Consider the following 26,620-nt stretch of genomic DNA (forward strand, 5'->3'; position numbering starts at 1 on the left):
GGGGGGGGGGGGTGTTGTCGCTCGTTGGGGGGGGGGGGGGTGGGGTGGGGGGGGCCGGCCGGGGGCGGGCCCCCCCCCCCCCCCCCCCCCCCCCACCCCAACGACAGGATTCGAGAGGAGTTCAGACGTGACACTGGCGGACACCAGCACAACGGCGCCGGATCTCATCGCCCGCCGAGCCGTCGGCCGCAGCCTCGAAGCGCCGTTCTACACCAGCCGGGATTTCTTCGACCTCGACATCGCGGCGATCTTCGGCGCGCACTGGATCTTCGTGGCCACCGATGCCGAACTGCCCGAACCGGGCGACTACCGCAGTGTGGCGCTCGGACCGCACTCGGTCATCATCGTGCGCGACGACGACGCGAATCTCCGGTCGTTCCACAACGTCTGCCGACACCGCGGGTCGCGGGTCCTGGACCAGGAGCGCGGGTCGGTCGGCAACATCGTCTGCGGCTACCACAAGTGGACCTACGGCTTGGACGGCACGCTGTTGCACGCGCCGTCCCAGCCGCCCGACTTCGACCCCGCCTGCTTCGGGCTAAAACCCGTGCACGTCCGCAGCGTCGCCGGGCTCGTGTTCGTCTGCCTCGCCGAGCAACCGCCAACCGACTTCGTCGACGTGGCCGGACGCATCGAGCCGTACCTGCTGCCGCACCGGCTGCGCGAAGCCAAGGTCGCGGCGCAGGTCGACCTCGTCGAGGAGGGCAACTGGAAGCTCGCCATGGAGAACAACCGGGAGTGCTACCACTGCGACGGTCATCCCGAACTGCTGCGCTCTTTCTTCCCCACCTACGGCTACACCGAGGACAACCTCCCACCGCGGCTGCGCCCCGCGCACGAGCGCTACCTGCGGGTCGACGCCGAGTTGCGCCAGACCTGCGAACAGCTCGGACTCCCCTACCAGCTCATCGAGGAGTTGGACACCCGCACCACCGGATTCCGCATCCAGCGCGATCCGCTCGACCTCGCCGGTGAATCCTTCACCGCGGACGGCACAGCGGCGTGCCGACGCCTGCTGGGCGACTTCCCGACACCACGCCTCGGGCACCTGTCCCTGCACTTGCAGCCCAACGCGTGGTTCCACTTCGTCAGCGACCACGCGATCACCTTCTCGGCGCTCCCGCTCGCCCCGGACCGGACGCTGTTGCGCGCCACGTGGCTCGTCCATCCGGAAGCCGTGCCGGGCGTGGACTACGACCCGGACACGCTGCTCAAGGTCTGGACCGCCACGAACGAGCAGGACGCCGAACTGGTCGCCCGCGCGCAGCGCGGCGTCAGCAGCCCAGCGTACGAACCCGGCCCGTACGCACCGACCGAGTACCAGGTCGAGGCGTTCTGCAACTGGTACATCACCCGTCTCCGAGCGCATCTGCGGCGATGAGCGACGTGCGAACCTTCCGAGCGCTGGTCGGTCAGCAGGTCTGGGACGGCGCAGCGGATCAGCGGCTGGTCTGCAAGCAGGTCCAGCGCGTCACCGGCGACGTGAAGTCGTTCCTCCTCGAACCCGTCGAGCCAGCGCTGTTCCACCACGACCCGGGCCAGCACCTCACCATCGCGGTCGACATCGACGGTCAGGAGATCCGCCGGTGCTACACCATCTCCTCGCCGCCGACCCGGCCGCACCGCGTCGCGATCACCGTGAAGCGGGTGCCCGGTGGGCTGGTCTCGAATTGGCTGCACGATCACCTGGTGCCCGGCGCGGTGCTGCGCGCGCGGGGGCCGTTCGGCGAGTTCTCGATGATCCGGCACCCCGCGGCCAAATACCTCTTCCTCTCCGCGGGCAGCGGAGTGACGCCGCTGATGTCGATGACCAGGACGATCCACGACCTGGCCTGGCCCGCCGACGTGGTCTTCGTGCACAGCGCCCGCACACCGGACGACATCATCTTCCGGCAGGAGTTGGCGTTCATCGAGGCGACCGCCGAACAGGTACGGGTCAGCCACGTTTGCGAAGCAGACGGGCCGACCGAGCGGTGGAACGGCCACCGCGGTCGTCTGAACGTCGAACTGCTGCGGCGGATCGCGCCCGACTTCCTCGACCGCGAAGTGTTCACCTGTGGTCCGACGGGCTATCTGAGCGCGGTGCGAACCATGCTCGCCGCAGTCGGTTTCCCGATGGATCGCCACCACCAGGAGAGCTTCACCGGCACCGCGCCCGCTGCCGAAACGTCCAGCGCGGATGGTCGGTTCACCGTGGAGTTCACCCGCAGCGGCCGGACCGTTGAGTGCGACACCGGCACGACCGTGCTCGATGCGGCGGCATTTTCCGGCCTGACCCTGCCGTCCTCGTGCGGGCAGGGCATGTGCGGCACTTGCCGAGCGACCTTGGTGAAGGGATCGGTGGAAATGCGGCACAACGGCGGCATCAGCCCTCGCGACCGCGCGGCGGACAAGATCTTGCTGTGCTGCGCGAAGCCCATGGAAGATCTCGTGATCGACGCCTGAGCCCCAGGCGAGCGCGCCGCTGGCGACCGGATGTAGCGGGGCATCAACTTCAGTTCACCTTCGCTTGCGGCGCAGTTCGTTGTCCGGGGCGGCATTTGCGGGTTTCGTGGTGTTCAGCGACCGCCGCCGGAGTTCCGGCCTGGCCGATTCGAGGTTCCACTGCCATGGACGCCACTGGGACGGCTGGCCGCAAGCCCTTGCTGGCCGGACGTCGCCCACTCGCCCCGCACCTGTCGGTCTACGTGTTCATCCTCGGCCCGTTGCTGGGCCTGATCGCCGCCGTCCCGATCGCGTGGGGGTGGGGGCTGCACTGGTGGGACGCGCTGCTCGCGCTCGGCTGGTACGTGCTGACCATCCTCGGCGTGACGGTCGGCTACCACCGCTACTTCACGCACGGCGCGTTCCGCGCGAAGCGTTGGCTGCGCATCACGCTGGCGGTCGTCGGGAGCATGGCGGTGCAGGGGCCGATCCTGCACTGGGTCGCCGACCACCGGAGGCACCACGCGTTCGCCGACCGGGAGGGCGATCCGCACTCGCCGTGGGCGTTCGGCACCTCCCCCGCCGCGCTGGTGCGCGGGTTCTGGCACGCGCACCTGGGCTGGATCTTCGACCGGGATCTGACGAACCAGCAGCGGTTCGTGCCGGATCTGTTGGCGGACAAGGACATTCGCCTTATCCACCGGCTCTTCGGCCCGCTGACGGTGCTCACCTTCGCGCTGCCCGCGCTAACCGGTTGGCTGATCACCGGCACCTGGTGGGGTGCTGCGACGGCTTTCTTCTGGGCCGGGTTGGTGCGCGTCGCTTTCCTGCACCACGTGACCTGGTCGGTGAACTCGATCTGCCACCTGGTCGGCGATCGGCCGTTCCACAGCCGGGACAAGGCCGCGAACTTCTGGCCGCTGGCGGTGCTGAGCATGGGCGAGTCGTGGCACAACCTGCACCACGCCGATCCGACCTGCGCGCGGCACGGCGTCCAGCCCGGCCAGATCGACATCTCCGCGCGGTTGATCTGGATCTTCGAGAAGTTCGGCTGGGTCAGCCACGTCCGGTGGCCGACCCAGCAGCGGCTGGCGCGCTTGGCCGCGCAGTGAGCTGATCACGACTCGGCGAGCGGGAGCACTCCGCCGCGCAGCGTCCAGCGGCGGGTGATCGGATTGCGGACCCAGCGCAGTTCGTCCTCCTGTTCCCACGGCTGCAAGTTCGCGAGGTGCTGGGACCAAAGGCAGTTCTGGATCGCGATGTACTCCCGGATTCCGGCGAACGAGTTGTGCGGTGGCCTGTCCTGAAGTGGCGCGTTCATGGTGCGTCATCCCTGAAGTGCGGGGTGGATGCGTGATGGCACTAAGTGTGCGGTGCACCATTTCCTGCCAACAGTGGCAGCGATGCCGTTGTGCGACAAAATCCTGCCAGCTATGTTTGAGACATGCTCCGCACCGTGGCAGCGGTCGTCATGGACGGCGCCGCGCCGTTCGAACTGGGCGTGCTGTGCGAGGTGTTTGGCCTCGACCGTACCGCCGACGGCGTGCCGCCCATCGAATTCCGGGTGTGCGGACCACATCCTGGAACGCCGCTGGCCACGTCCGTGGGAATGAGCATCGTGCCTGACCACGGCCTCGACGGGCTGGCCGGAGCCGACGTCGTGGCGGTGCCCGCGTGCCGGATCCGGGACGTCTACCCGCCGCAGCTGCTCGCCGGTCTGCGCGACGCCGAGGCCAACGGGGCCACGCTGCTCTCGGTGTGCACCGGGGCGTTCGTGCTCGGCGCCGCCGGGATCCTGGACGGTCGGCGGTGCACCACCCACTGGTTCCACGAGGCCGATTTCCGCCGCCGGTTCCCCACCGCCCAGATTGATCCCAACGTGCTCTACGTCGATGACGGCAACGTGGTCACCAGCGCGGGTACCGCCGCTGGTATCGATGCCTGCCTGCACCTGGTGCGCCGCGAACTCGGTTCGGCCGTCGCGACGACCATCGCCCGCCGGATGGTGGTTCCGCCGCAGCGCGACGGCGGGCAGCGGCAGTTCATCGACCTGCCAGTGCCCGAGTACACCGGCGACAGCCTCCAGCCGCTGCTGACCTGGCTGCAGGAAACGCTGGACACCGAGCACACCGTCGCGGACCTCGCCGAGCGGGCTCGGATGTCACCGCGCACGTTCGCGCGGCGGTTCGTCGCCGAAACCGGCACCACGCCGAACCAGTGGCTCGCCACCCAACGCGTGCTGCACGCCCGGCGGCTGCTCGAAGACACCGAACTGGGCCTCGACCAAATCGCACGCGAGTGCGGCTTCAGCACTGCCGCGCTGCTGCGCCACCACTTCCGGCGAATCGTGGGTGTCACGCCGCGCGACTACCGGCGCACCTTCTCCGGCGCGCTGAGCTCCGCCTGATCCCGGCTCAGCGCCGGGCGGCCGATGCGCAGGCGATGCACGTCGTGGTGGCCGGTAGCGCCTCCAGTCGCTCGCGAGCGATGGGCTTCCCGCACCGCTCGCACACCCCGTAGGTGCCCTCGTCCAACCGGGCGGCCGCCCGCTCCAGCGCGTTGAGGTCCCGCCTGGCGTCCACGAGCATGCCCTGCAGCTGGGCTCGCTCGTACGCGATGGTCGCGCCCTCCGGGTCGTGCTCGTCGTCGGTGCCCGTCCACGTCGAGACGTCGCCGATGGACTCCAAGTGGCGTTGCAGCGCCTCGATCCGCGCCATCGCGCTCGCGCGTTCCTCGGCCAGCAGTTCCTGCGCCGCCCGCTGCTCCAGACCGGACGGCACGCCCCGCGGTGGCCGGTCGTTCATAAGAAGGTGAACGCACCCGCCCAGCCACCTATTCCGGGCCATGAGTGCGCGGTTACGCCCACACGACCCCATTCAGGTGAGGAGTGAGGGGCACCCTTTACCAACTTACTTGGTAAAGGGTGCCCCTCACCTCGTCTCTGCCATCGTCAGGCGTTGCGGTCGCCGCTGTGCGCGGGCTCCAGTTCCTCGGCCGATTCTTCGGCGGCCTTCGCCTTCGCGGTCGCGCGGGAGCGCAGCAGGCTCGCGACGGTCGTCACCCCGAGGGTCAGCACGATGAAACCCAGCGAGGTGGCGATGCCGATGTTCGGGATCGCGAAGCGGATCTCGTCGATGTGCGAGCCGTGCAGCGCTTCGATGATCAGCTTCAGCCCGATGAACCCGAGGACCACCGCTAAGCCGTAGCTGAGGTACACGAGCCGGTCGAGCAGGCCGCCGATGACGAAGTAGAGCTGCCGCAGCCCCATCAGCGCGAAGGCGTTCGCGGTGAAGATGATGAAGCCGTCCTTGGTGAGCCCGAAGATCGCGGGCATGGAGTCCAGCGCGAAGATGACGTTGGCCAACCCGAGCGCGGAAACCACCACGATCATCGGGGTGAACATCCGCCGACCGTCGACGCGGGTGATCATCTTGCCGCCGTCGTAGGAATCGGTGGTGGGCAGCACCCGCTGCAGGGCCCGGACGACCGCGTTGTCCGGATCTTCCGGCTCGTCACCGGAACCGTCCCTGGCCACCTTCACCGCGGTGTAGATCAGGAAGGCGCCGAAGATGTAGAACACCCAGTTGAAGGCGTTGAGGGCGGCGACCCCGGCCGCGATGCACACGGCCCGCAGCACCAGGGACAGCACGATGCCGATGAACAGCACCCGGTGCTGGTGCTCCTTCGGCACGGCGAACCGCGACATGATGATCACGAACACGAACAGGTTGTCGATCGAGAGGCTGTACTCGGTCACGTAACCCGCGAAGAACTCGGCCCCACTGGTGGACCCGGCGAAGACCAGCAGCAGGACACCGAAGACGGCCGCGAGCGCGACGTAGAACGCGACCCACAGGCTCGCTTCCTTGACCCCGACCGCATGTGGTCGGCGCCCGACGAGTACCAAGTCCCCCACGATCAGGGCGGCCAGCACCGCCAGAGTCGCGATCCACACCCAGACCGGGAAGTTCATCGAGACGTCACCTCCGTACACCAGCACGCGTCAGGGCCGGAGGTCCGTTCCGGCGCTTTTGGTCCGATTTGCCAGATCCCATTCCGGCAATTTGCATGCAGTATACTGTATGGCATTGGGTCCAAGGTGACTACTGCGACAATTCCGGCAATACATTGGAAAATGCGCCCATTCGGAGCAGAAGTGCCGACCAACAAAGGAGTTTCACGTCAATAGACCGATTTGTTCACAAACGTGCGATCCTGGCGAAAGCTGCCGCTTCCTACCGGTATGTCGATAATCCACAAAGGACATAAAAGGGACCCGCATCGCTGGATCATCAACGCCGCCGCAGGTTGAAGTCAACGTTGGTAATGACACACCGTGGCGGTCAGCGGTCGTGCGCCTGCTCCGCCCGCACCGCAGTGCGTTCCGCCCGAGTCATCCGAGCCGACTCCAGCACCGCGAACCACCGGCCGTCGTGCTCCGCGATCTCGTGCAGTTCGAACCCGGCCGCGACCGCCAGCGGACCGATCGCGTCCGCGCCCACGATGGCCCAGCGGAAACTGGGGCCGGGCCGGTCGATGTGCACGACTTGACCGGTTCCCCGCCACAACCCGGTCCCCGGCGGCTCGACCTCCACCCAGGCGTGCCCACCGGGCCGCAACAGCTGGTGCACGCGGCGCAGCAGCGCTCGCGGATCTCCCCCGATGCCGATGTTGCCGTCGATGAGCAGCGCCTCGCGCCAGTTGCCCGCACCCGGAACCGGGCGAAACACGTCACGGCACAGCGCCACGGCCCTCCGGCTGATGGTGAGGTGGACGGCGAGCGGTGACGTGTCGATGCCGAGGGCAATCACCCCACTACCGGTGAGCGCCGCGGTGAGCCGACCGGGCCCGCAACCGATGTCGAGCGTCGGGCCTCGGCAGGCGCGCAACAGGTACTCGTCGGCGGCATCGGGCGCCGCGGACCAGCGGTGCCCGGACAGCGGCCGGACGGTGCCATCGTTGGTGAGCAGGGTGCAGTGGCCGCCTCGCAGGGCGACGTCGAATTCACTGCTCATCGGCGGCAGCCAGCTGGCAGGCTCGCCGCAAAGCGGGACCGCGGCAACGAATCCGCGACGCGCAGCGCATCCGCCATGGTGTCCACATCGGACAGTTCAGGAAGCGGTGCGACCCGCAGACCCGCCGCGTGCAGGGCTGCCAAGGTCCGTGCGCCAGTGTCGTTGCGAGAGGTGGGAATTCCGCGCAGCAGACAAGCTGTGGCTGCCGAACGGAACCCGGCCACCCACCACCCTCCGTCGTCGGCCAGACCGAGCGCGGCGTCCGCGACGCGGGTCGCGGCGCACGCCTCGGCGAGGAGTTCGGGCGTCACCTGCGGGGTGTCCATCCCGATCTGCACGATCGGCAGGCCGGGGTGCGCAGCCGCGGTGTCGGCGTGCGCGGCGGCCAACCGCTCGGGAAAGCTGTCGCCGCGTTGCGCGAGAAACGTCCATCCGCAAAGCGCGTCGCGCAGCTCGGTCGAACAGGCTGCCGCGTTCAGGTCCCCGGTCATCGCGACCACCGGCTGGACACCAGGTGTGCGCACCACCGCGTCCAATGTGTCCAGCAGGCTCGCGGCGGCGATGTGAGCCGCCTCCTCGTGCGTCGCGGGCGGGCACAGCCGCGTCTTCGCCAAGCCGGGAACGGGGGCCTTCGCCACCACCAGAAGCGCCGTCGTACTCACCACAACACCCCCGCCATGTCCCGCACGGCACGGACCGTGCCGCGCACCGAACCGGAGACCTTCGAGCGGGTCCCGGACGCGCGGGGCCGGTACGCGATGTCCAATTCGTGCACCCGCCAGTTCGCTTCCGCCGCCTTGCACAGCAGTTCGAGCGGGTAGCCGAACGCGCGGTCGGCGATCTCCAGCCGCAGCAGGTCGACCCGCCGGGCGGCGCGGATCGGGGCGATGTCGTGCACCGGCAGACCCCGGCGCCGCAGCAGTCCGGCGATCAGCGCGTTGCCCGCCCGCGCGTGCCACGGCCACGCCGCCGCGGACACCGGGACGCGCCGTCCGACCGCCAGATCCACTTTCCCCTGGCGCACCAAGGCGACCAGTGCGGGCAGCACACCGGGGTCCATCGAGCCGTCGCAGTCCAGGAAGCAGACGAACTCAGCCGTGGCCGCCGTCAGACCCGCGTGCACCGCCGCCCCGTAACCGCGCCGCGGCTCGCGGACCACCACCGCGCCGTGCGACTGCGCCACGTCCGCCGAACCGTCTTCGGATCCGTTGTCCACCACCAGCGGGCGGAACCCGAGCGGCATCGCGGCGAGCACACCGGGCAGTGCGGCGGCCTCGTCCAAGCACGGCAACACCACGTCCACGTCGTCCATGGCAGTCAGTGAAGCTCACTGTGGACTGTTCGAAAACTCGTACCGTGCTTAAGGAATCATTACGCCCATCAGGTTATTACGAGGTTCTGACGAATCGCGCCGAGGCGTTGGCACGCGGCTTCGGCGGGATTACCTTCGCAGCGGTGCAACTCCTCCCCCGGCGCAACACCGACCAGCGGTCGCGCGCCGATCTGATCGCGCTCGCCGTCGCTGTCATCGCGGTCGCGACAGCGGCGGTTGCCGGTTTCCTGCTGAACAGCGCGGGCGCCCCGCTCTACGCGGACGCCGCGCCGCTGTTCGGGTACTGGTTACCCCATGTCGGACCCGGTACACCGCTGGCCCTGAGCACCGCGGTCGCCGTCGTCGTCTGGGGACCCGCGTTGGCCGCCCGCCTCTCGTGGGGCAGGCTGCTGGCTGCTGGGTACCCCGCCGCGTTGCTGTGGACGTTCTCGCTGGCGATGATCGACGGCTGGCAGCACGGCATCGCCGAGCGGCTCACCGACTGGACGGAGTACCTGCACGATGTCCCTCGGGTGACCGACATCGGCGCCATGCTCCGCGGCTTCACGGAGCACATCCTGGCTGGTCGGCCCGATTCCTGGACGGTGCACGTCTCCGGGCATCCGCCGGGAGTGCTGCTGAGCTACGTCTGGCTCGACCGGATCGGACTCGGCGGCGGGGCGTCGGCCGCGATCGTGTCGATGCTGATCGGCGCGCTGGCGGCGGTAGCGGTACCGGTGACCGTGCGAGCCCTGGCCGGGGTGGCGGCGGCCCGCGCGGTCTTGCCGTTCGTGGTCCTGTTCCCAGGCGCGGTGTGGGTCGGGGTGTCCGCCGACGGGATGTTCACCGGGATCACCACCACCGGAGTGGCGCTGCTGGCCGTGGCATCGATCCGGATGGGCTGGAAGGCCGACCTCGCGGCGCTGCTCGCCGGAGTCCTGTTGGGGTTCGGGCTGTTCCTGAACTACGGCCTGGTGCTGATGTTGCCATTCGTGTGCGTGGTGGTGCTGCGCACGCGTGGGATCCGTGCGCTGCTGCTCGCGGCCGTCGGCGTGGTCGGGGTCGTCGCGGCGTTCGCGCTGCACGGGTTCTGGTGGCTGGACGGTTACCACCTGGTCGTCCAGCGCTACCACCAGGGCGATTACGCCCAACGGCCGTACAGTTATTGGGTGGGCGGCAACATCGCCGCGCTGCTGATCTCAGCCGGTCCGCTGGCCGCTGTGGCAGTCCGCCGCGCAGTCCTGGACCGGGGCGCGGCGGCGTGGCTGGTGGGGGCCGCCGCGGTGGCGATCCTGGCCGCCGACATCTCCGGGCTGAGCAAGGCCGAAGTGGAGCGGATCTGGCTGCCGTTCGCGGTGTGGTTCGCTGCCGGAGCCGCGCTGCTGCCCACCCGGCACCACCGGTGGTGGCTGGCCGGGCAGGCGGTGACCGCGCTGGCGGTGAACCACTTGATCGCGACGAATTGGTGAGCCGATGACGAAAGCCGAGGCGGGACGGGTGCTGGTGGTCGACGACGACCACGCCGTCCGCGACGTGGTCCGCAGGTACCTGGAGCGGTCCGGGTACGAGGTGGGCCTGGCCGGTGACGGCGAGACCGCGCTGCGGCAGTTCGCCGAGCGGGAACCGGATCTCGTGGTGTTGGACCTGATGTTGCCGGGCATCGGCGGGCTGGAGGTGTGCCGCCGGGTGCGGGCGCGCAGCCAGGTCCCGGTGGTGATGCTGACCGCGCTGGGCGAGGAGTCCGACCGGGTGCTCGGGCTGGAGCTCGGTGCCGACGACTACGTCGTCAAGCCGTTCAGCCCGCGCGAACTGGCCTTGCGGGTCGGGTCGGTGCTGCGGCGCTCCCGCAACGCGCCTGCCGCCGCGGACGAAACCCTCGCCGACGGTGATCTGCGGCTGCACCTGGAAGCGCGGCGGTGCACGTTGGACGGTGCCGAGCTGTCGCTGACCGGCCGCGAGTTCGACCTCCTGGCGTTCCTGCTGCGCAATCCGGGCCGGGCCTTCACCCGCGCGGAACTGCTGGAGGCGGTGTGGGGCTGGAGCTTCGGCGACCACTCCACCGTGACCGTCCACATGAGACGATTGCGGGAGAAGATCGAACCGGACCCCGCCCGGCCCCGCCGGATCTGCACGGTCTGGGGCGTGGGCTACCGGTACGACCGGTCGTGAGCGGCAATGGTCGCTCCAGCGACCACAACCACTCACGACCGTCGAAGAGCAGGATGAGAACGCACCATGGACGTGATCACCGAACTCACGCACGTCGTGCCCTACGCGGTCGGCCTGTCGCTGCCGGTCGCGCTGGTGGGCGCGGGGTTGCTCTACGTGCTGCGGCAGCGCTCGCTGGCCACGGCGTTGACCGTGCTCGTGCTGGTCCCGCTGGTGGCCACCTTGGCCGGAGTCCTCGGCGTCACCGGGTTCATGTTCGGCCCGCTGCTGACGACGGTCGTGGTGATCTGCACGGCGGTCGCCGTGGTGACCGTGCCCGTCGCGGTGCTGCTCGGCCGCAGCATCGCCCGGCGCAGTGTGTGGGAACGGGAGGCGCGGTCGCGGGAACGGGCCGCTGAAGCGTCCCGGCGCGAACTGGTCGCGTGGATCAGCCACGACCTGCGCACCCCGCTGGCCGGGATCCGCGCGATGGCCGAGGCGCTGGCCGACGGCGTGGTCGACGAGCCGAGCGAGGTGTGCGACTACGCCGCCCGCATCCGGGCGGAGACCGAACGGTTGTCGGGCATGGTGGAGGATCTTTTCGAGCTGTCCCGGATCACCGCTGGCGCGGTCGAGCTCGACTTCTCCGCCGTCCCGCTGCGGGACGTCGTCAGCGAGGCGGTCGCGGTGGAGAACCCGCTGGCGCAACGCCGGGGAATCCGGTTGCGCACCGAGACCAGCGACTGGCCGGTGGTCACCGGTAGCGATCCCGAACTCGCCCGCGTGGTGCGGAACCTGCTGTCCAACGCGATCCGCCACACGCCGCCGGAGGGCTCCGTGGTGCTGGCGGCCGGTAGCGACGGCACGCAGGCATGGTTGCGCGTCGACGACGCCTGCGGCGGAATCGCGCCCAACGAGTTGGAACGGGTCTTCGACGTGGCCTTCCGGGGCAACAAGTCGCGGCCGCGGCACGACGCGGCGCTGGAACCGGCGGGCGCCGGGCTCGGCCTGGCGATCGCGCGCGGACTCGTGCAGGCCCACCACGGCACCATCACCGCCCACAACCACGGCCCCGGCTGCCGCTTCGAGGTCCGACTACCGCTGTCCCCCGCGCACCGCGGCTGACTCGCGCAGCGGGGCGTGCGCGAAATCCTTGACCCCGCGGGTGAAATCAACCTCGGCTCGAAAACCCAGCACGCGCGCGGCCTTCGCTGGATCGGCCACGATGTGCCGCACGTCGTTGGGTCGCGCGCCACCGACGATGCGCGGCGCCGGTCCCCCGCACGCGCGGGCGAGCTCGCGCGCGAGGTCGCCGATCGTGTGCGGCTGGCCGGAGCAGATGTTGAGCGCGTCGAGCGCACCGGACGGCGGCTCGGCTTCCACCGCCGCGAGGTTGGCGGCGGCGACATCGGTGACGTGCACGAAATCCCGCCGCTGGCGGCCGTCTTCCAGCACGGTCGGCGCTCGGCCGTCGTGCAGCGCGGAACGGAACAGCGACGCCACGCCCGCATACGGGGTGCCGCTGGGCATCCACGGCCCGTAAACGTTGTGGTACCGCAAGGCCCACACGCCACCGCCGGTCTGCCGGGCCCACGCGGCGGCCAGGTGTTCTTGGGCCAGCTTGGTCGCCGCGTAGGTGCTGCGCGGGTCGAGCACGGCGTCCTCGGGCACCAATTCGGGTTCCAGCCACGCGTCGCAGCTCGGGCATCGGGGCTCGTACTGCTCGGCGTCGAGATCTTCGGCGCGTCGCGGCGCGGGACGAACCAGCGAGTGCTGCGGGCAGCGGTACCGGCCTTCGCCGTAGACGACCATCGACGACGCCAGCACCAGGCGATGCACCCCGCTCCCGTGCATGGCTGCGAGCAGCACGGCGGTGCCGTAGTCGTTGTGGGAGGCGTAGTCGGGCATGTCCGACGGATCGACGCCGTGGCCGACCATCGCGGCCTGGTGGCACACCACGTCCACCCCGTCGAGCAGCCTGGTCAGCACGTCGGAATCACGGACGTCGCCGTGCACCAACCGGTGCCGCGACCGGAGGATGGTGCCATGCGCCTGCGGCAGGAAAGCGTCGAGCAGCACGACGTCGTGGCCGCGCTCGGCCAACGCGTCGGCGACCGCTGATCCGATGAACCCGGCGCCGCCGGTTACCAGAATTCGCACGCCCCGACGGTAAGGCCGACCAGCACCATCCGACGGGTCGAGCGGTGCGACGTCATCATTCCGTCAGATTTCGCCACACCCTTACGCTTGTCTTACGAGTGCGGTTGCGCTGGTGGCGAATTCCGTTCCGGGGACGTCGAATGGTGGCATGACCCCGGTTCCCCTGCCACGGCTGCGCGCCGCCGTGGTCGGTCTGCTCGCCACCGCCGCGGCGCTCGGTGCTGGCCAGCTCGTGGCGGGCATCGCGTCCGCCCGCACCTCGCCGTTCATCGCCGTCGGCGACGCCGCGATCGACCTGACCCCGCCTGCGGTGAAGGACTTCGCGATCGGGCTGTTCGGCACCGCCGACAAGCTGGTGCTGCTGACCGGGATGGCCGTCGTGATCGCCGCGCTGGCGGTGGCGGCCGGGCTGCTGTCCCGGTGGCACTGGTGGCCGGGTGCGACCGTGATCGGGGTGTTCGGGCTGGTCGGGGTGGCGGCGACGCTGACCGGGCCGGAAGCCGAGGTGGCCGCGTCGCTGACCGCCCTGGTGGTCGGGGTCGTGGCGTTCGGGTGGCTGCACCACGTCGCCGGACTGGCGGCCACCAGCCCGGTGGCGGTGAGCGAGGACCGGCGGCGGTTCCTGATCACCTCGACCCTGGTGGTCCTCGGCGCGGGCGCCGCCGGGGTCGCCGGTGGCTTCCTGCAGCGGGGTGCGGGCGTGACGTCCTCGCAGCTCGCGGTCGCGGCGCGGATCCCGAAGGTCCCGGCTCCGCCGGTCCCGCCCGGCGCGGACTTCGTCGCGTCCGGCACACCGACGTTCCTGACCGCGAACCGGGACTTCTACCGGATCGACACCGCCCTGGTCGTGCCGCAACTGCGCGCCGAGGACTGGCGCTTCCGGCTGCACGGGATGGTGCGGCGCGAACTGGTGCTGAGCTTCGACGAACTGATCCAGCGCCGGTTGGAAGCCCGCCAGATCACGCTCGCCTGCGTGTCCAACGAGGTGGGTGGTGACCTGATCTCCACCGCGACGTTCGTCGGCGTACCGGTGCGGGATCTGCTGCTGGAGGCCGGAGTTCAACCGGGTGCCCAGCAGTTGTTCACCACCAGCGTCGACGGCTACACCGCGGGTACGCCGCTGGACGTGCTGCTGGAACCGGACCGGGGTGCGCTGCTGGCCGTCGGCATGAACGGCGAACCGCTGCCCACCGAGCACGGTTTCCCGATCCGGATGGTCGTTCCTGGGCTCTACGGATACGTCTCGGCGACCAAGTGGCTCGTGGACGCCGAAGTCACCACCTTCGACCGCGCGCACTACTGGCAGCAGCGGGGCTGGTCCCAGCAGGCGCCGATCAAGACCGAATCCCGCATCGACCGACCACGAGCACAGGCGTCGGTGGCCGCTGGGCAGGTGACCGTGGCCGGTATCGCCTGGGCGCAGCACACCGGCGTCGAGCGGGTCGAGGTCCGGGCCGACGACGGCGCCTGGCAAGCCGCCGAACTCGCCACCGACGTCAGCCGGGACACCTGGCGGATGTGGCGCACCACCCTCGACCTGCCGCCGGGCGAGCACGTCGTGGAATGCCGGGCCACCGACCGCACCGGCGAAACGCAGACGCCGCAACGACAACCGGTCGTGCCCGACGGCGCCACCGGCTGGCACGCGGTCCAGTTCACCTGCACCGGATAACGGTTGCTGGTCGGGCCTTTCCGCCCTGCCGACCGGGCCGCGACGTTGCCACACTGGCGGCTGGATGTCGACGACGTCGGGAGGGGGCTGGGGGCGATGCCCGACGCGTTATTCGAACTCAACAACCGGGAACGGGCCACCCTGCGCGCGGTCGCCGCGGGTCGCGTCCAGATCACCTGCAGTTGTGAGCCGGACTTGTACATCGACGGCATGGCGTTCTGCGATCAGCACACGGCACGCCGACTCGTGCACGACGGCCTGATGCGCCCGGCCAGCGCCGGTCAACCAGGCGAGTTGGTGGAGGCCGAGCTCACCACACCAGGCACCGAACAAATCGGCTGAGGACTCCCGGGCACCTGCCTGCGAAGATCGGGTGGTTGGTGCTCAACCGGAGGAGTCGAAGATGGCGGGTGCGCAGTCGGGCATGCGGGGCAGTCTGGTCGGTTACGGGGACGCCGAGTTCTCGTTGTTCCTGCGCAAGGCATTCATCAAAGGTGCCGGGTACACCGACGACGTGCTGGATCGGCTGGTCGTCGGGATCGTCGACACCGGTAGCGGATTCAACCCGTGCCACGGCAACGTGCCGCAGCTGCTCGACGCGGTCAAACGCGGTGTCCTGCTCTCCGGCGGGTTTCCGGTGGAGTTCCCGACGATCTCCCTGCACGAGAGCTTCTCGTACCCGACCAGCATGTTCCTGCGAAACCTCATGTCGATGGACACCGAGGAGATGATCCGGGCGCTGCCGGTGGACGCGGTGGTGCTCATCGGTGGCTGCGACAAGACCGTGCCCGCCCAGCTGATGGGCGCGGCCTCGGCGGGCAAACCGGCGATCCAGCTGGTCACCGGGTCGATGCTGACCGGCTCGCACCACGGCCGCACGGTCGGCGCCTGCACCGACTGCCGCGCATTCTGGGGGCACTACCGAGCCGGGGAGATCGACGACGCGGAGATCGCCGAGGTCAACGGTCGCCTGGTGGGCAGCGTGGGCACCTGTTCGGTGGCCGGAACCGCGAGCACGATGGCCTGCATCGCCGAAGCGCTGGGCATCGCGTTGCCCGGCAGCGCCGCGCCGCCCGCGGTCACCGCCGACCGGTCCCGCATCGCCGAACTCACCGGACGGCGAGCCGTGGAGTTGGCGCGGGAGGGCCTGGCGATCGACCAGATCCTCACCGCCGAGGCGTTCGAGAACGCGCTGCGCGTGCTGCTGGCGGTGGGCGGGTCGACGAACGCCGTGGTCCACCTGGCGGCCGTGGCGGGGCGGCTGGGATTCAGCCTCGACCTGGCGCGCTTCGACCGGATGAGCCGGGAAACTCCCGTGCTGGTGAACCTCAAACCCGCCGGGAACCACTACATGGAGGACCTGCACCGCGCCGGTGGGGTACCGCGAGTGCTGCAGGAGCTGCGCGAGCTGCTCAACCTCGACGCGCTGACGGTCACCGGACGCACCCTCGGCGAGGAACTCGCCGAGGCACCACCGACCTTCCCCCAGGACGTGATCCGGCCGCGCACGAACCCGATCTACCCGACCGGCGGAATCGCCGTCCTGCGCGGGAACCTGGCTCCAGGTGGCGCGATCATCAAGCAGGCGGCGGCCTCCCCCGACCTGCTGGAACACCGGGGCCGCGCGGTCGTCTTCGAAAACGCGGCCGACCTCGCCGACCGGATCGACGACGAAGACCTCGACGTCGAGCCCGAGGACGTGCTGGTGCTCAAGAACATCGGACCGATCGGCGCTCCCGGCATGCCCGAGGCCGGTTACCTGCCGATCCCGAAGAAACTCGCCCGCCAGGGCGTCAAGGACATGGTCCGCATTTCCGACGGCCGCATGTCCGGCACCGCAGCGGGCACGATCGTCCTGCACGTCTCACCGGAAGCCGCCATTGGCGGTGCGCTCAAGCACGTCCGGACCGGCGATGTGATCCGGCTCAGCGTCGCCGACCGCGTGCTCGAACTGGAAGTGCCCGACGAAGAACTCCAGCGCCGAGCCGACGCCGAACAGTCCACATCGGACACCGCGCCGCGCCGGGGTTACGCGAAGCTCTACGCGGACCAGGTCACCCAAGCCGAGGAGGGCTGCGACTTCCGCTTCCTGCAAGCCGAAACGTACCGGGGCAGCGTTCCCCGCCGATGACCGCACCGGCTCCGCATCACATTGACAAGCGGGTCCATCTAGGCAACCGTTCGGCGAGGGCTGGTGCGGACGGGAGTTGAGCGGATGACCAACGACGGCGCGCGGATGGCCGGGACCGGGTTCTTCAGCTCCGTGGACGACGTGTCCGCGAAGCTGGCCGAGGCGGGATACCTCGCTTCGACCGCGGTCGCCACCACGGTGTTCCTCGCCGACCGGCTCGGCAAGCCGCTGCTCGTGGAAGGTCCGGCTGGCGTCGGCAAGACCGAACTGGCCAAGGCGGTCGCCCAGGTCGGCGGCGCGCGCCTGGTCCGGTTGCAGTGCTACGAAGGCGTCGATGAGGCCCGCGCGCTCTACGAGTGGAACCACGCCAAGCAACTGCTGCGGATCACCGCTGGGCGGGATGAGACCTGGGACGAGGCCCGCACCGACATCTTCAGCGAAGAATTCCTGCTCGCGCGCCCGCTGCTGACCGCCATCCGAGGCAGCGAACCGACGGTGCTGCTGATCGACGAGACCGACAAGGCCGACATCGAGGTCGAAGGGCTGCTGCTCGAAGTGCTCAGCGACTTCCAGGTCACCGTGCCCGAACTGGGCACCATCACCGCGGCCCGCCGCCCGTTCGTCGTGCTCACCTCCAACGCCACCCGCGAGCTGTCCGAGGCGCTGCGCCGCCGCTGCCTGTTCCTGCACATCGACTTCCCCGACGCCGAACTCGAACAGCGGATCGTCCGGCTCAAGGTGCCTGGTCTCGACGACGTGCTGGCCAACTCCCTGGTCGAGGTCGTCGGCGCGCTGCGCGCGATGGGGCTGCGGAAGGCCCCATCGGTGGCCGAGACCATCGACTGGGCCCGCACGCTGCTCGCCCTCGGCGCGGACACCCTCGATGAGGCGGTCGTCCGCGACAGCCTCGGCGTGGTCCTCAAGCACCAGGACGACGTCCGCAAAGCAGCCGAAAAGCTGGCTGTGACATGACCGGGATCGCGGGCGGCGTTGCCCAGCGGCTGACCGGATTCGCCGAAGCGCTGCGGTCCCACGGGATCTCGATCGGTCCCGGCGAAACCGTCGACGCCGCTGCCGCGCTGGAGGTCCTCGGCCTGGCCGACCGGGAACGGGTCCGCGAAGGGCTGGCCGCGGCGCTGCTGCACGCTGACGGGCAGCGGCCGGTGTTCGACGCGACCTTCGACCTCTTCTTCCCGCTGGGCGTCGGTCTACCGGAAGGTGCGCGCTCCGATTCCGAACCCGCCAGCCTCGATCAGCGGCTGGTCGACGCACTCGCCGCAAACGATCAAGCGGCGCTGACCCAACTCGCCGGTGAGGCGGTGGAAACGCTCGGCCGCTTCGGTTCCGCCAACGGCTCGGACGGCTGGTCCGCGCACCAGGCGCTCGACCGGCTGCAACCGCAGACGCTGCTGACTCGCGTGCTCGCCGCGCTGCGCGCCGGAGATGCCCCCGACTTCACCGATCGGCTCGACCGGGACGAGATCCGCCGCCGCATCGAAGCCTTCCGCAATCGGGTGCGCGCCGAAGCCCGCCGCCGGATGGCCGAACTGCGCGGGCCGGAGCGGATCGCGCAGCACGCCATCACCCCCAGCGCTGACCGGATCGATTTCCTCAACGCTGGCCGGGACCAGCTGGCCGAGCTGCGCCGGGCGGTGCAGCCGCTGGCCCGCAAGCTCGCCACCCGGTTGGCGGCGCGCCGTCGGCAGGCCGCGCGCGGTCAGATCGACCTGCGCCGGACGCTGCGCGGTTCGCTGTCCACCGGCGGGGTTCCGCTGCACCCCGTCTACCGCCGCCACCGACCGGCTCGCCCGGAGATCGTGCTGCTGTGCGACGTCTCCGGCTCGGTGGCCGGTTTCGCGAACTTCACCATGCTGCTGGTGCAGGCGCTGCACGACCAGTTCAGCAAGGTCCGGGTGTTCGCCTTCGTCAACCGCACCGATGAGGTGACCGGGCTGATCTCCACCGGGGACGCCGATCCGGTGGAACTCGGCCGCCGGATCCGCACCGAGGCGGTGGTGACCAGCTGGCACGACAGCAGCGACTACGGTGCGGCGCTCGGCGAATTCACCGACCGCCACATCGAAGCGGTCGGCCCGCGCACCTCGGTGCTCATCCTCGGCGACGCCCGGACGAACGGCTGGGACCCGAACCTGCCCGCGCTGCGGCGGATCGTCGACCAAGCGCGCCGGGTGCACTGGCTCAACCCCGAGCCGACCGCCCGCTGGTCAACGGGCGACTCGGCGGCCGACGCCTACGCCGAAGCCGTCGAAATGCACCAATGCCGCAACGCCCGCCGACTCAGCGAACTCGTCGCCCGACTGCTCCCGGTCTGACAACGCACCGATCCACAACGGAAACCGACAGTGAAAAAGGCTTCCGAGGTTCCGACCCGCACCGCCACGCAAAGCGAGTACGAAAACGGACTTTCAGGCGACGCCCTCGACTTCGCGCATGAGCTCGTGGGCCCGTGCCGCGACGTGGACGTGGACGATGCCGCCGTCGATGGTCACCGGGTGGGTGCGCACTGGGCGTTTGGCTGGCAGATTGAGCGGGATCCCGGTGCGCAGGTCGAAGGACGCCGCGTGCAGCGGGCACTCGACGAAGCAGCCTTCGACGAAGCCGTCGGACAGTGCCGCATCCTGGTGCGTGCACGTGTCATCCACCGCGTAGAACTCCCCGTCGGCGTTGAACACGGCGATCGGGACATCGGCGAAGAACCGGATCGACTCGCCGGGCGGCAACTCCTCGACACGGCAGACCGCGACCATCGTCAGCCCTCCTTGGTTGTTGCGTATAACAGAACATAGACCGTTATACGCAACAGAATCCATCAGCGGCGGATGGCCGTCAAGAGGTCCAGCGATGCTCGTCCGGTCGTCTTTTCCACTTGCCACATGGACTTTGTTGCCGGGGAGTAACACCAGAACCACCTCCGGCGGGGTTCGTGACGCCGATGCGCGACACCTCTTGACAGCGGACGAGGTGATCCGCACAGTTGTCTCGCATTAAGCAACTAGTCGTGTGATACGCAACTATGCACGATCTCGGCCCTCCCAGAAGCGGCCATCTGTCGGAGATCCCCGCAGCGCGACGGCCGCCGGTGCCGCCATCCGCCGCGCAAACCCGAGCTCGCAGAACAGGTCTTCGAAAGGACGAGTGCTGGTGACACATCCTCCCGTACCCCGAGTGGTCATCATCGGCGCTGGCATCGTCGGGTGCTCGCTCGCCGACGAACTCACCGAGCGCGGCTGGACGAACGTGACCGTCGTCGAGCAGGGACCGCTGTTCGCCACCGGCGGCTCCAGCTCGCACGCACCCGGCCTGGTCTTCCGGACCAACGCCGCCAAAACGCTGACCGAGTTCGCCGACTACACCGTGCGCAAGTTCGGCGGCCTGAACCTGGCCGGGCAGCCCTGCTTCCAGCAGGTCGGCGGGCTCGAACTGGCCACCACCCCAGCGCGCTGGGACGACCTGCAGCGCAAGCACGGACTGGCCACCTCCTGGCGCATCCGGTCCGAACTGCTCACCCCGCAGGAATGCGTGCGGCTGTGGCCGACGATCGACCGCGAGCGGATCCTCGGCGGTTTCCACACCCCGGAGGACGGCCTGGCGAAAGCGCTGCGGGCGTGCGAAGCCCAGGCCCGCCGCGCGATCGCCAGGGGCGCGATTTTCCTGGCGCACCACAAGGTCCTCGACATCGAGCAGCGTGGCGGTCGCGTCAGCAGCGTGGTGACCGACTGCGGTGCGCTTCCGGCCGACATCGTGGTCTGCGCCGCAGGTCTATGGGGCCCGAAGATCGGCCGGATGCTCGGGGTGGACGTGCCGCTGTTGCCGATGGCCCACCAGTACGCCAAGACCACGCAACTCGCCGAACTCGCCGGGCGCAACGACGAATTTCACGACGCGCGCCGCCCGATCCTGCGCCACCAGGACGCCGACCTGTACTTCCGGGAGCACGTCGACCGCCTCGGCATCGGCTCCTACGCGCACCGCCCGATGCCGGTCGACCTCGCCGAACTGCCCAGCTCCGCGGAAGCGCGGGGCATGCCGTCGATGCTGGAGTTCACCGACGCCGACTTCGAACCCTCCTGGCAGCACGCGGTCGAGCTGCTGCCAGCCCTGCGGGACAGCAAGGTCGAGGAAGGCTTCAACGGGATCATGTCGTTCACCACCGACGGCATGCCGCTGCTGGGCGAATCCCGGCAGGTGCCCGGTTTCTGGCTGGCCGAAGCGGTTTGGGTGACGCACTCGGCCGGGGTCGCCCGCGCGCTCGCCGAGTGGATGATCGACGGCCGCTCGACGACGGACCTGCACGAGTGCGACGTGCACCGCTTCGAGCAGGTGCAGCTCGGCGACGACTACGTGCACGAGCGCGCAGCGCAGTCCTTCGTCGAGGTCTACGACATCCTGCACCCGCTGCAACCCGCCGAGCACCCGAGACCGTTGCGCACCAGCCCGTTCTACCCGCGCCAGCAGGAGCTCGGCGCGTTCTTCCTCGAAGCAGGAGGCTGGGAACGCCCGCACTGGTACGAGGCCAACGCTCCGCTCGCCGAAGGACTCGCCCTGCCGCAGCGGGGAGCGTGGGCCTCGCGGTACTGGTCGCCGATCGCCGCGGCGGAAGCCGGGGCGACCCGCGAGCGGGTGGCGCTGTACGACATGACTCCGTTGAAGCGCCTGGAAATCTCCGGTCCCGGCGCGCTGGAATTCCTGCAACGGATGACCACCAACCAGATGGATCGCAAGCCGGGCGCGGTCAGCTACGCACTGCTGCTCGACGAGGCTGGCGGAGTGCGCAGCGATCTGACCGTGGCGCGGTTGGCGCACGACCACTTCCAGGTCGGGGTCAACGGCAACCTCGACCTCGACTGGCTCCTGCGGCACGCCCCGACCGACGGTTCTGTGCTCGTCCGCGACATCACCGCCGGGACCTGCTGCGTCGGCGTGTGGGGACCGCGAGCGCGGGACCTCGTCCAGCCGCTGACCCGCGAGGACTTCTCGCACCAGGGCCTGGGCTACTTCAAGGCGCGACGCGCCACCATCGCCGGGGTGCCGGTGACCGCGATGCGCGTGTCCTACGTGGGCGAGCTCGGCTGGGAGCTCTACGCCGACGCCGACGGTGGCCTGCGGTTGTGGGACGCGCTGTGGGAGGCCGGGCAGGACCTCGGCGTCGCCGCCGCCGGTCGCAGCGCGTTCAACAGCCTCCGGCTGGAGAAGGGCTACCGGGCCTGGGGCACGGACATGACCGCCGAGCACAACCCGTACGAGGCCGGTGTCGGCTTCGCGGTCCGGTTGGACAAGGGCGATTTCGTCGGCCGCCGCGCCCTGGCCGAGCTCGCCGATCAGCCACCGCGTCGCAGGCTCGTCCCGCTGCTGTTCGACCACCCGGAACACGTGGTGCTGGGCAAGGAACCGGTGCACCTCGCGGACTCCGCCATCGGCTACGTCACCAGCGCCGCCTATGGCTACACGATCGGCCGCTCGATCGCCTACGCCTGGCTGCCCGCGCCCGCCGCCGCGCCCGGCACCCGCGTCGAGGTCGAATACTTCGCCGAAAAACTCCCGGCCACGGTCGCCGCGGAACCGCTGTTCGACCCCGAAATGGCCCGAATCCGACGCTGAATCCCCGCTCCCGAAATCGAGGTGCATCCGATGACCGCGACCGGATTGCCGCAGAGCCTGATGGCCACGCTGGCGGGCCAGTACTACACCGACCCGGCGATCTTCTCGCTGGAGCAGTCCCGCATCTTCGAATCGAGCTGGTGCTGCGCGGTGCGCTGCGACGACCTGGCCTCCCCCGGCGCGTTCCGCACTGTGCGGATCGGTCGGGAGAACGTGCTCATCGCACGCGACCGCAACGGCTCGCTCAACGCCTTCCTCAACGTGTGCCGACACCGCGGAGCGCGGCTGTGCACCGAGTCGGCAGGCCAGGTCAGGCGCTCGTTGCAATGCCCGTACCACGCCTGGACCTACGGTCTGGACGGCAAGCTGATCGCCGCCCCTAACCTGCAGGGCATGCCGGACGTCGACCGGGCCGAATACGGCCTGCACCGGCTGCACCTGCGGGAATGGTTGGGCTACGCGTGGGTGTGCCTGGCCGACTCGCCACCGTCCTTCGAGGACACCGTGATCGCCGATGTCACCGAGCGGTTGGGCGACGCCAACGCGATCGATGCCTACCAGATCGGTTCGCTGCGCCTGGGCAGGCGAATCGAGTACGACGTGCGGGCGAACTGGAAGCAGATCATCGAGAACTTCATGGAGTGCTACCACTGCGCGACGATCCACCCCGAACTGACCGAGGTGCTGCCGGAATTCGCCGACGGCTTCGCCGCGCAGTACTACGTCGGCCACGGCGCCGAATTCGGCGCCGAAGTGGCGGGGTTCACCGTCGACGGCAGCGCGGGCCTGGAACGCTTGCCCGGAGTGGGCGATCACCTGGACCGCCGCTACTTCGCGATCACGGTGCGCCCGCAGGTGTTCATCAACCTGGTGCCGGACCACGTGATCCTGCACCGGATGTTCCCGATCGCGCCGGACCGCACGCTGGTCGAGTGCGACTGGTTGTACTTGCCGGACGTGGTGGATTCCGGGTGCGATCTGTCCCGCTCGGTCGAGCTTTTCCACCGGGTCAACCAACAGGATTTCGACGCCTGCGAACGCTGCCAGCTGGCCATGGACTCCCGCGCCTATTCCCGTGGCGGCGTCCTGGTGCCCAGCGAACACCACATCGGCGCCTTCCACGAGTGGGTGCTGGGCAAGATCGGTGACGCGGTGGCCTGACCCGGCGCAGTCGACGTGAGGTGGCGGACCCCGACCGGGATCCGCCACCTCTTCGCGTCATACGTGTGATGCACAACACATAGACAGTCCCGGCAGGCCCATGTGTACATGTGTACATAGCTGGTCAATGCGGCGGACAGTTCCTGATGACTTCGAAGTGGCTCCGCCCCAGCCCAAAGCCCCAGTCCTGCGGTGAAGGAGTTCGGCGATGGCGACGTGGCACGTACGGCCGGTACCGGGCCGCGGATGGCAGGTCCTCACGCCGGGATACACCCAGGCGTGCGCGATCAAGAGCGACCGCCAGACGGCGGTGGAAGCCGCGTGCCAGCGAATCGCCGACGAAGGCGGCGGCGAAGTCGCCGTCTACGACGACATGGGCGGCGCACCCGCCAAGGTATTGGTGGCAGCCAGCTTGGACCCCTACCGCAGCACCTGGAGCCCGCTCACCGCTTGACCGGCAGGGCGATGAAGCGTGGCGGGCGAGACCATCTTCTGGCCCGCCACGCCGTTGCCCGGTCGAAGCCTCAGAAGTCGACGGCGGTCCGGTCGTCGACCCTGGCCACTGATTCCTGTCCGAAGTTCTGGTTGTACGCCGCGCGGATCCGCTCGATCTTCGGGTCGTTGACATCGTGCTCGGCGACCGGGTACAGCAACGTCAGCTCGTAGGAACGCTCCCGCTCGATCACCCCGTGGACGTCGCGGTACTGGCCGTAGCCGTCTTGAACCGTCAGTCCCGCCGGGAACTGCGGGGTGACGAACTCGTCGATGAACGCCCGGAACTCCTCGTCGGTCACCGGTTGCCCGCCGTCGGGACGAGCGGTGCCGAAGAACAGGCTGGTCGCCAGGTACGGACTGCCGTCGGACTGGGAAGCCGGTGTCCCGTCACCGAAAGCGGCGTAGGCAGCAGGCGCTCCCAGCCCGATCGCGGCGGCAGCGAGAACCGCAACGGTCAGGCGCGCAGGGGGTTTCGTCATCCGATCTCTCCATCCACAGTGGATTTGGCTGTCCACAGGGCTATCGACCGGCACGCACCCCGCCTTGAGCGCCCGCGCTGGGCCCCGGTACCAGCCAGGAAGGTCTCGATGCTGGTCGCGAGTGCCACCAGGGTTTCATCGATCGCGTAGTCGCCCGCGTTGCGCAAGACATGGTCGATTCGCCACGGCCACGTCGAAGACGAGCCCCACGAGTCACCCGAGCCCAACCGTTCACAGTTCGCCCGAATAACACGGTTCGCGCACTTGACCCGTTGTGCCCGGTACGCCCAGGACGGTTGCGGCCGGGCGGCGCGGCGTACATTTGTTTGGTGCGCGCTGGGGCTGCCCGCGCACGAGCACGAGTACGTTTCCGTCCTGGCCTGGCTGGGACCGCGGCACCGAGAAGGTTGATCGGGTGGTTGTCCCCACGGCTAGTACGGAACGCGCGGCACGACCGGGTCGCGGCAAGGCTGGAGGGCGATCCGCCGGTGCGGTCTGGTTGCGCATGCTCGCGGTCGTCGTCGCCGGGTTCGTGCTGTACGCCGGATCGCCGCCGCGCGACCTGTGGTGGGTCGCGCCGATCGCGTTCGCGGTGTTCGCCGCCGTGGTCGCCCGTCGGCGGGCACGCGCCGGGTTCGGCTACGGCCTGCTGTTCGGATTCGCCTACCTGCTGCCGCTGCTGGGCTGGCTGCAGGACTTCCTCGGCGCGGACTTCGGCCCGTGGCCGTGGCTGGGGGTGGCCGGAGTCCAGGCGCTGTTCATCGGACTCGCCGGGGCTGGGATGGCGCGGGTCAGCCGACTGCCGGGCGCCCCGGTGTGGATGGCGGCGGTGTTCGTCGCCGCCGAGGCGCTGCGCTCGGCCGTGCCGTTCGGCGGATTCCCGTGGGGACGACTGGCGTTCACCCAAGACACCGGCGTGTTCCTGCCGCTGGCTGCGCTCGGCGGCACCGCACTGGTGTCGTTCGTGGTCGCCCTCGTCGGCGGCGGCCTGGCCGAGCTCGCCTGCCGGGTGCGCACCCCGCGCCGCTGGGCAGCTCCGCTGGCGGCCGTGCTCGTGCCGGTCGTGGCCGGGTTGGCCATGCTGCCGTTCATCGGCACCGACCCCAACGCCGGAACGGCCAAGGTCGCGATCGTGCAGGGAAACGCGCCGAACCTCGGACTCGGCCTGCTCTACGAGGACGACGTCCTGCACACCAACCACATCAACGCCGCGCAGCGGCTCGTCGACGACGTGGCGGCCGGGCGGGTGCCGCGACCGGACTTCGTCGTGCTGCCCGAACAGGTCGGCAGCTGGGGCCCCAGCCAGACCGACCCGGACCTGTCCAGCATCGCCGCGCAACTCGGCGTCCCGCTGGTGGTCGGCGGGCTCGGCGAGGACCGCGATGGCCAGCTGCACAACGAGATCCTCAAGTGGGACCCGGTTTCCGGCGCCGATCAGCGCTACATCAAGCAGCACTTGGTGCCCTTCGCCGAGACGATTCCGATGCGCCCGGTGGCACGGCTGGTCAGCCCGTTCGTGGACCGCTTCCGCCAGGACATGATGCCCGGCCACCAGCCCGGCGTGCTCGACGTCGCGGGCGTCAAGCTGGGCGTCGGGATCTGCTACGACGTCGCCTACGACGACGTGTTCACCGGCGCGGCGCGCGACGGCGCGACGCTGCTCGCGGTGCCGACCAACAACGCCTGGTACGGCCACTCCGAGATGAGCTACCAGCAGCTGGCGATGTCCCGGCTGCGCGCGGTGGAGCACGGGCGGGCGGTCCTGGTGTCGGCGACCAGCGGGGTCAGCGCCGTGGTGCTACCGGACGGCAGCGTGACCCAGCAGACCCAGCAGTTCACCGCGCAGAACCTCGTCGCCGAGGTCCCGCTGCGCTCGACGCAAACCCCCGCCACCATGCTGGGCAGCATTCCGATGTGGACGCTGGTCGTGCTCGGTGTCGGCGCGGTACTGCTCACCTGGTGGCGGCCCCGGCGGGCAGTCGACGCCTGATCCCGATCGAAACG

General features: G+C 69.6%; 25 protein-coding genes. 16 read left to right on the forward strand and 9 right to left on the reverse strand.

What is annotated here, in order from left to right; translation table 11 throughout:
• The first annotated feature begins 127 nt into the window (after positions 1-127).
• From MOQ72_RS35060 to MOQ72_RS35070, 3 genes are all read left to right on the forward strand, one after another.
• Positions 128-1,381, forward strand: coding sequence for an aromatic ring-hydroxylating oxygenase subunit alpha (locus MOQ72_RS35060; protein WP_242190130.1), 1,254 nt, complete (start codon positions 128-130; stop codon positions 1,379-1,381).
• Positions 1,378-2,445, forward strand: coding sequence for an FAD-binding oxidoreductase (locus MOQ72_RS35065; protein ID WP_242190131.1), 1,068 nt, complete (start codon positions 1,378-1,380; stop codon positions 2,443-2,445). Before MOQ72_RS35060 ends, MOQ72_RS35065 begins: the two co-directional genes overlap by 4 nt.
• Before the next feature lie 164 nt (positions 2,446-2,609).
• A complete protein-coding gene (locus MOQ72_RS35070) occupies positions 2,610-3,536 on the forward strand; it encodes an acyl-CoA desaturase (RefSeq protein ID WP_242190132.1) in 927 nt (308 codons plus the stop codon).
• A gap of 5 nt (positions 3,537-3,541) precedes the next feature.
• Here the strand turns inward: MOQ72_RS35070 and MOQ72_RS35075 are convergent, their stop codons facing one another.
• Positions 3,542-3,745: a hypothetical protein gene (locus MOQ72_RS35075; RefSeq protein WP_242190133.1), complete on the reverse strand. Its 204-nt coding sequence runs from the start codon at positions 3,743-3,745 to the stop codon at positions 3,542-3,544.
• A gap of 123 nt (positions 3,746-3,868) precedes the next feature.
• Here MOQ72_RS35075 and MOQ72_RS35080 point away from each other — a divergent pair, with 123 nt between their 5' ends.
• On the forward strand, positions 3,869-4,831 hold the full coding sequence (locus MOQ72_RS35080; protein ID WP_242190134.1) for a GlxA family transcriptional regulator: 963 nt from the start codon (positions 3,869-3,871) through the stop codon (positions 4,829-4,831).
• 7 nt (positions 4,832-4,838) lie between these two features.
• Here the strand turns inward: MOQ72_RS35080 and MOQ72_RS35085 are convergent, their stop codons facing one another.
• From MOQ72_RS35085 to MOQ72_RS35105, 5 genes are all read right to left on the reverse strand, one after another.
• Positions 4,839-5,228, reverse strand: a complete 390-nt coding sequence (locus MOQ72_RS35085) for a TraR/DksA family transcriptional regulator (protein WP_242190135.1) — start codon at positions 5,226-5,228, stop codon at positions 4,839-4,841.
• Between the two features lie 146 nt (positions 5,229-5,374).
• Positions 5,375-6,397 (reverse strand): TerC family protein, encoded by a 1,023-nt coding sequence (locus MOQ72_RS35090; protein ID WP_242190136.1) that lies wholly within the window; start codon positions 6,395-6,397, stop codon positions 5,375-5,377.
• Between the two features lie 370 nt (positions 6,398-6,767).
• The gene (locus MOQ72_RS35095; protein ID WP_242190137.1) at positions 6,768-7,439 is read right to left on the reverse strand and encodes a class I SAM-dependent methyltransferase; all 672 of its coding nucleotides are present in this window, start codon (positions 7,437-7,439) and stop codon (positions 6,768-6,770) included.
• The gene (locus tag MOQ72_RS35100; protein WP_372495611.1) at positions 7,436-8,104 is read right to left on the reverse strand and encodes a TIGR04282 family arsenosugar biosynthesis glycosyltransferase; all 669 of its coding nucleotides are present in this window, start codon (positions 8,102-8,104) and stop codon (positions 7,436-7,438) included. Before MOQ72_RS35100 ends, MOQ72_RS35095 begins: the two co-directional genes overlap by 4 nt.
• Entirely contained in the window at positions 8,098-8,751 is a 654-nt protein-coding gene (locus MOQ72_RS35105) for a glycosyltransferase family 2 protein (protein ID WP_277955157.1), read from the reverse strand. Before MOQ72_RS35105 ends, MOQ72_RS35100 begins: the two co-directional genes overlap by 7 nt.
• Positions 8,752-8,894: 143 nt before the next feature.
• Here MOQ72_RS35105 and MOQ72_RS35110 point away from each other — a divergent pair, with 143 nt between their 5' ends.
• The 3 genes from MOQ72_RS35110 (at position 8,895) to MOQ72_RS35120 (ending at position 12,024) form a co-directional block, all read left to right on the forward strand.
• Complete coding sequence (locus MOQ72_RS35110) at positions 8,895-10,220, forward strand: hypothetical protein (protein ID WP_242190139.1); 1,326 nt, start codon at positions 8,895-8,897, stop codon at positions 10,218-10,220.
• A gap of 4 nt (positions 10,221-10,224) precedes the next feature.
• Positions 10,225-10,920 carry a response regulator transcription factor gene (locus MOQ72_RS35115; RefSeq protein WP_242190140.1) on the forward strand — a complete coding sequence of 232 codons (696 nt, stop codon included), beginning with the start codon at positions 10,225-10,227 and terminating at the stop codon, positions 10,918-10,920.
• 66 nt (positions 10,921-10,986) lie between these two features.
• On the forward strand, positions 10,987-12,024 hold the full coding sequence (locus MOQ72_RS35120; protein ID WP_242190141.1) for a sensor histidine kinase: 1,038 nt from the start codon (positions 10,987-10,989) through the stop codon (positions 12,022-12,024).
• On the opposite strand, the gene MOQ72_RS35125 is transcribed toward MOQ72_RS35120, so the two are convergent.
• A complete protein-coding gene (locus tag MOQ72_RS35125) occupies positions 11,995-13,059 on the reverse strand; it encodes an NAD-dependent epimerase/dehydratase family protein (RefSeq protein WP_242190142.1) in 1,065 nt (354 codons plus the stop codon). The two genes, MOQ72_RS35120 and MOQ72_RS35125, sit on opposite strands and share 30 nt — an antisense overlap.
• Before the next feature lie 148 nt (positions 13,060-13,207).
• Here MOQ72_RS35125 and MOQ72_RS35130 point away from each other — a divergent pair, with 148 nt between their 5' ends.
• The 5 genes from MOQ72_RS35130 to MOQ72_RS35150 all read left to right on the forward strand — a co-directional run bounded on the left by MOQ72_RS35130 (position 13,208) and on the right by MOQ72_RS35150 (position 19,195).
• The gene (locus tag MOQ72_RS35130) at positions 13,208-14,731 is read left to right on the forward strand and encodes a molybdopterin-dependent oxidoreductase (RefSeq protein WP_242190143.1); all 1,524 of its coding nucleotides are present in this window, start codon (positions 13,208-13,210) and stop codon (positions 14,729-14,731) included.
• 96 nt (positions 14,732-14,827) lie between these two features.
• Positions 14,828-15,073, forward strand: a complete 246-nt coding sequence (locus MOQ72_RS35135) for a hypothetical protein (RefSeq protein WP_242190144.1) — start codon at positions 14,828-14,830, stop codon at positions 15,071-15,073.
• Positions 15,074-15,134: 61 nt separating this feature from the next.
• On the forward strand, positions 15,135-16,862 hold the full coding sequence (locus MOQ72_RS35140; RefSeq protein ID WP_242190145.1) for an IlvD/Edd family dehydratase: 1,728 nt from the start codon (positions 15,135-15,137) through the stop codon (positions 16,860-16,862).
• 105 nt (positions 16,863-16,967) lie between these two features.
• Positions 16,968-17,834: an AAA family ATPase gene (locus MOQ72_RS35145; RefSeq protein ID WP_242190173.1), complete on the forward strand. Its 867-nt coding sequence runs from the start codon at positions 16,968-16,970 to the stop codon at positions 17,832-17,834.
• Complete coding sequence (locus MOQ72_RS35150) at positions 17,831-19,195, forward strand: vWA domain-containing protein (RefSeq protein ID WP_242190146.1); 1,365 nt, start codon at positions 17,831-17,833, stop codon at positions 19,193-19,195. Before MOQ72_RS35145 ends, MOQ72_RS35150 begins: the two co-directional genes overlap by 4 nt.
• A 93-nt stretch (positions 19,196-19,288) precedes the next feature.
• On the opposite strand, the gene MOQ72_RS35155 is transcribed toward MOQ72_RS35150, so the two are convergent.
• Positions 19,289-19,630, reverse strand: coding sequence for a bifunctional 3-phenylpropionate/cinnamic acid dioxygenase ferredoxin subunit (locus MOQ72_RS35155; protein ID WP_242190147.1), 342 nt, complete (start codon positions 19,628-19,630; stop codon positions 19,289-19,291).
• A gap of 394 nt (positions 19,631-20,024) precedes the next feature.
• Between MOQ72_RS35155 and MOQ72_RS35160 the strand changes: the two genes are divergently transcribed.
• From MOQ72_RS35160 to MOQ72_RS35170, 3 genes are all read left to right on the forward strand, one after another.
• On the forward strand, positions 20,025-22,481 hold the full coding sequence (locus MOQ72_RS35160) for a GcvT family protein (protein WP_242190148.1): 2,457 nt from the start codon (positions 20,025-20,027) through the stop codon (positions 22,479-22,481).
• A gap of 30 nt (positions 22,482-22,511) precedes the next feature.
• A complete protein-coding gene (locus MOQ72_RS35165) occupies positions 22,512-23,642 on the forward strand; it encodes an aromatic ring-hydroxylating oxygenase subunit alpha (protein ID WP_242190149.1) in 1,131 nt (376 codons plus the stop codon).
• A 208-nt stretch (positions 23,643-23,850) separates the two neighbouring features.
• On the forward strand, positions 23,851-24,096 hold the full coding sequence (locus tag MOQ72_RS35170) for a DUF2188 domain-containing protein (RefSeq protein ID WP_242190150.1): 246 nt from the start codon (positions 23,851-23,853) through the stop codon (positions 24,094-24,096).
• A 70-nt stretch (positions 24,097-24,166) separates the two neighbouring features.
• Here the strand turns inward: MOQ72_RS35170 and MOQ72_RS35175 are convergent, their stop codons facing one another.
• Positions 24,167-24,616 (reverse strand): DUF3574 domain-containing protein, encoded by a 450-nt coding sequence (locus tag MOQ72_RS35175; RefSeq protein ID WP_242190151.1) that lies wholly within the window; start codon positions 24,614-24,616, stop codon positions 24,167-24,169.
• Positions 24,617-25,121: 505 nt separating this feature from the next.
• Between MOQ72_RS35175 and lnt the strand changes: the two genes are divergently transcribed.
• Complete coding sequence (gene lnt, locus MOQ72_RS35180; RefSeq protein WP_242190152.1) at positions 25,122-26,606, forward strand: apolipoprotein N-acyltransferase; 1,485 nt, start codon at positions 25,122-25,124, stop codon at positions 26,604-26,606.
• The last annotated feature ends 14 nt before the right edge of the window (positions 26,607-26,620 follow it).

Origin of the sequence: Saccharopolyspora soli (genome assembly GCF_022678645.1) — a bacterium.
GTDB classification, from domain to species: Bacteria; Actinomycetota; Actinomycetes; order Mycobacteriales; family Pseudonocardiaceae; genus Saccharopolyspora; species Saccharopolyspora soli.

Bases quoted from the DNA above. Each gene is read 5' to 3' on its own strand.
- MOQ72_RS35065 (WP_242190131.1), top strand. From the start codon at position 1,378: ATGAGCGACGTGCGAACCTTCCGAGCGCTGGTCGGTCAGCAGGTCTGG.
- MOQ72_RS35070 (WP_242190132.1), top strand. From the start codon at position 2,610: ATGGACGCCACTGGGACGGCTGGCCGCAAGCCCTTGCTGGCCGGACGT.
- MOQ72_RS35075 (WP_242190133.1), bottom strand. From the start codon at position 3,745: ATGAACGCGCCACTTCAGGACAGGCCACCGCACAACTCGTTCGCCGGA.
- MOQ72_RS35080 (WP_242190134.1), top strand. From the start codon at position 3,869: ATGCTCCGCACCGTGGCAGCGGTCGTCATGGACGGCGCCGCGCCGTTC.
- MOQ72_RS35085 (WP_242190135.1), bottom strand. From the start codon at position 5,228: ATGAACGACCGGCCACCGCGGGGCGTGCCGTCCGGTCTGGAGCAGCGG.
- MOQ72_RS35090 (WP_242190136.1), bottom strand. From the start codon at position 6,397: ATGAACTTCCCGGTCTGGGTGTGGATCGCGACTCTGGCGGTGCTGGCC.
- MOQ72_RS35095 (WP_242190137.1), bottom strand. From the start codon at position 7,439: ATGAGCAGTGAATTCGACGTCGCCCTGCGAGGCGGCCACTGCACCCTG.
- MOQ72_RS35105 (WP_277955157.1), bottom strand. From the start codon at position 8,751: ATGGACGACGTGGACGTGGTGTTGCCGTGCTTGGACGAGGCCGCCGCA.
- MOQ72_RS35115 (WP_242190140.1), top strand. From the start codon at position 10,225: ATGACGAAAGCCGAGGCGGGACGGGTGCTGGTGGTCGACGACGACCAC.
- MOQ72_RS35120 (WP_242190141.1), top strand. From the start codon at position 10,987: ATGGACGTGATCACCGAACTCACGCACGTCGTGCCCTACGCGGTCGGC.
- MOQ72_RS35130 (WP_242190143.1), top strand. From the start codon at position 13,208: ATGACCCCGGTTCCCCTGCCACGGCTGCGCGCCGCCGTGGTCGGTCTG.
- MOQ72_RS35135 (WP_242190144.1), top strand. From the start codon at position 14,828: ATGCCCGACGCGTTATTCGAACTCAACAACCGGGAACGGGCCACCCTG.
- MOQ72_RS35140 (WP_242190145.1), top strand. From the start codon at position 15,135: ATGGCGGGTGCGCAGTCGGGCATGCGGGGCAGTCTGGTCGGTTACGGG.
- MOQ72_RS35145 (WP_242190173.1), top strand. From the start codon at position 16,968: ATGGCCGGGACCGGGTTCTTCAGCTCCGTGGACGACGTGTCCGCGAAG.
- MOQ72_RS35150 (WP_242190146.1), top strand. From the start codon at position 17,831: ATGACCGGGATCGCGGGCGGCGTTGCCCAGCGGCTGACCGGATTCGCC.
- MOQ72_RS35155 (WP_242190147.1), bottom strand. From the start codon at position 19,630: ATGGTCGCGGTCTGCCGTGTCGAGGAGTTGCCGCCCGGCGAGTCGATC.
- MOQ72_RS35165 (WP_242190149.1), top strand. From the start codon at position 22,512: ATGACCGCGACCGGATTGCCGCAGAGCCTGATGGCCACGCTGGCGGGC.
- MOQ72_RS35170 (WP_242190150.1), top strand. From the start codon at position 23,851: ATGGCGACGTGGCACGTACGGCCGGTACCGGGCCGCGGATGGCAGGTC.
- MOQ72_RS35175 (WP_242190151.1), bottom strand. From the start codon at position 24,616: ATGACGAAACCCCCTGCGCGCCTGACCGTTGCGGTTCTCGCTGCCGCC.
- lnt (WP_242190152.1), top strand. From the start codon at position 25,122: ATGCTCGCGGTCGTCGTCGCCGGGTTCGTGCTGTACGCCGGATCGCCG.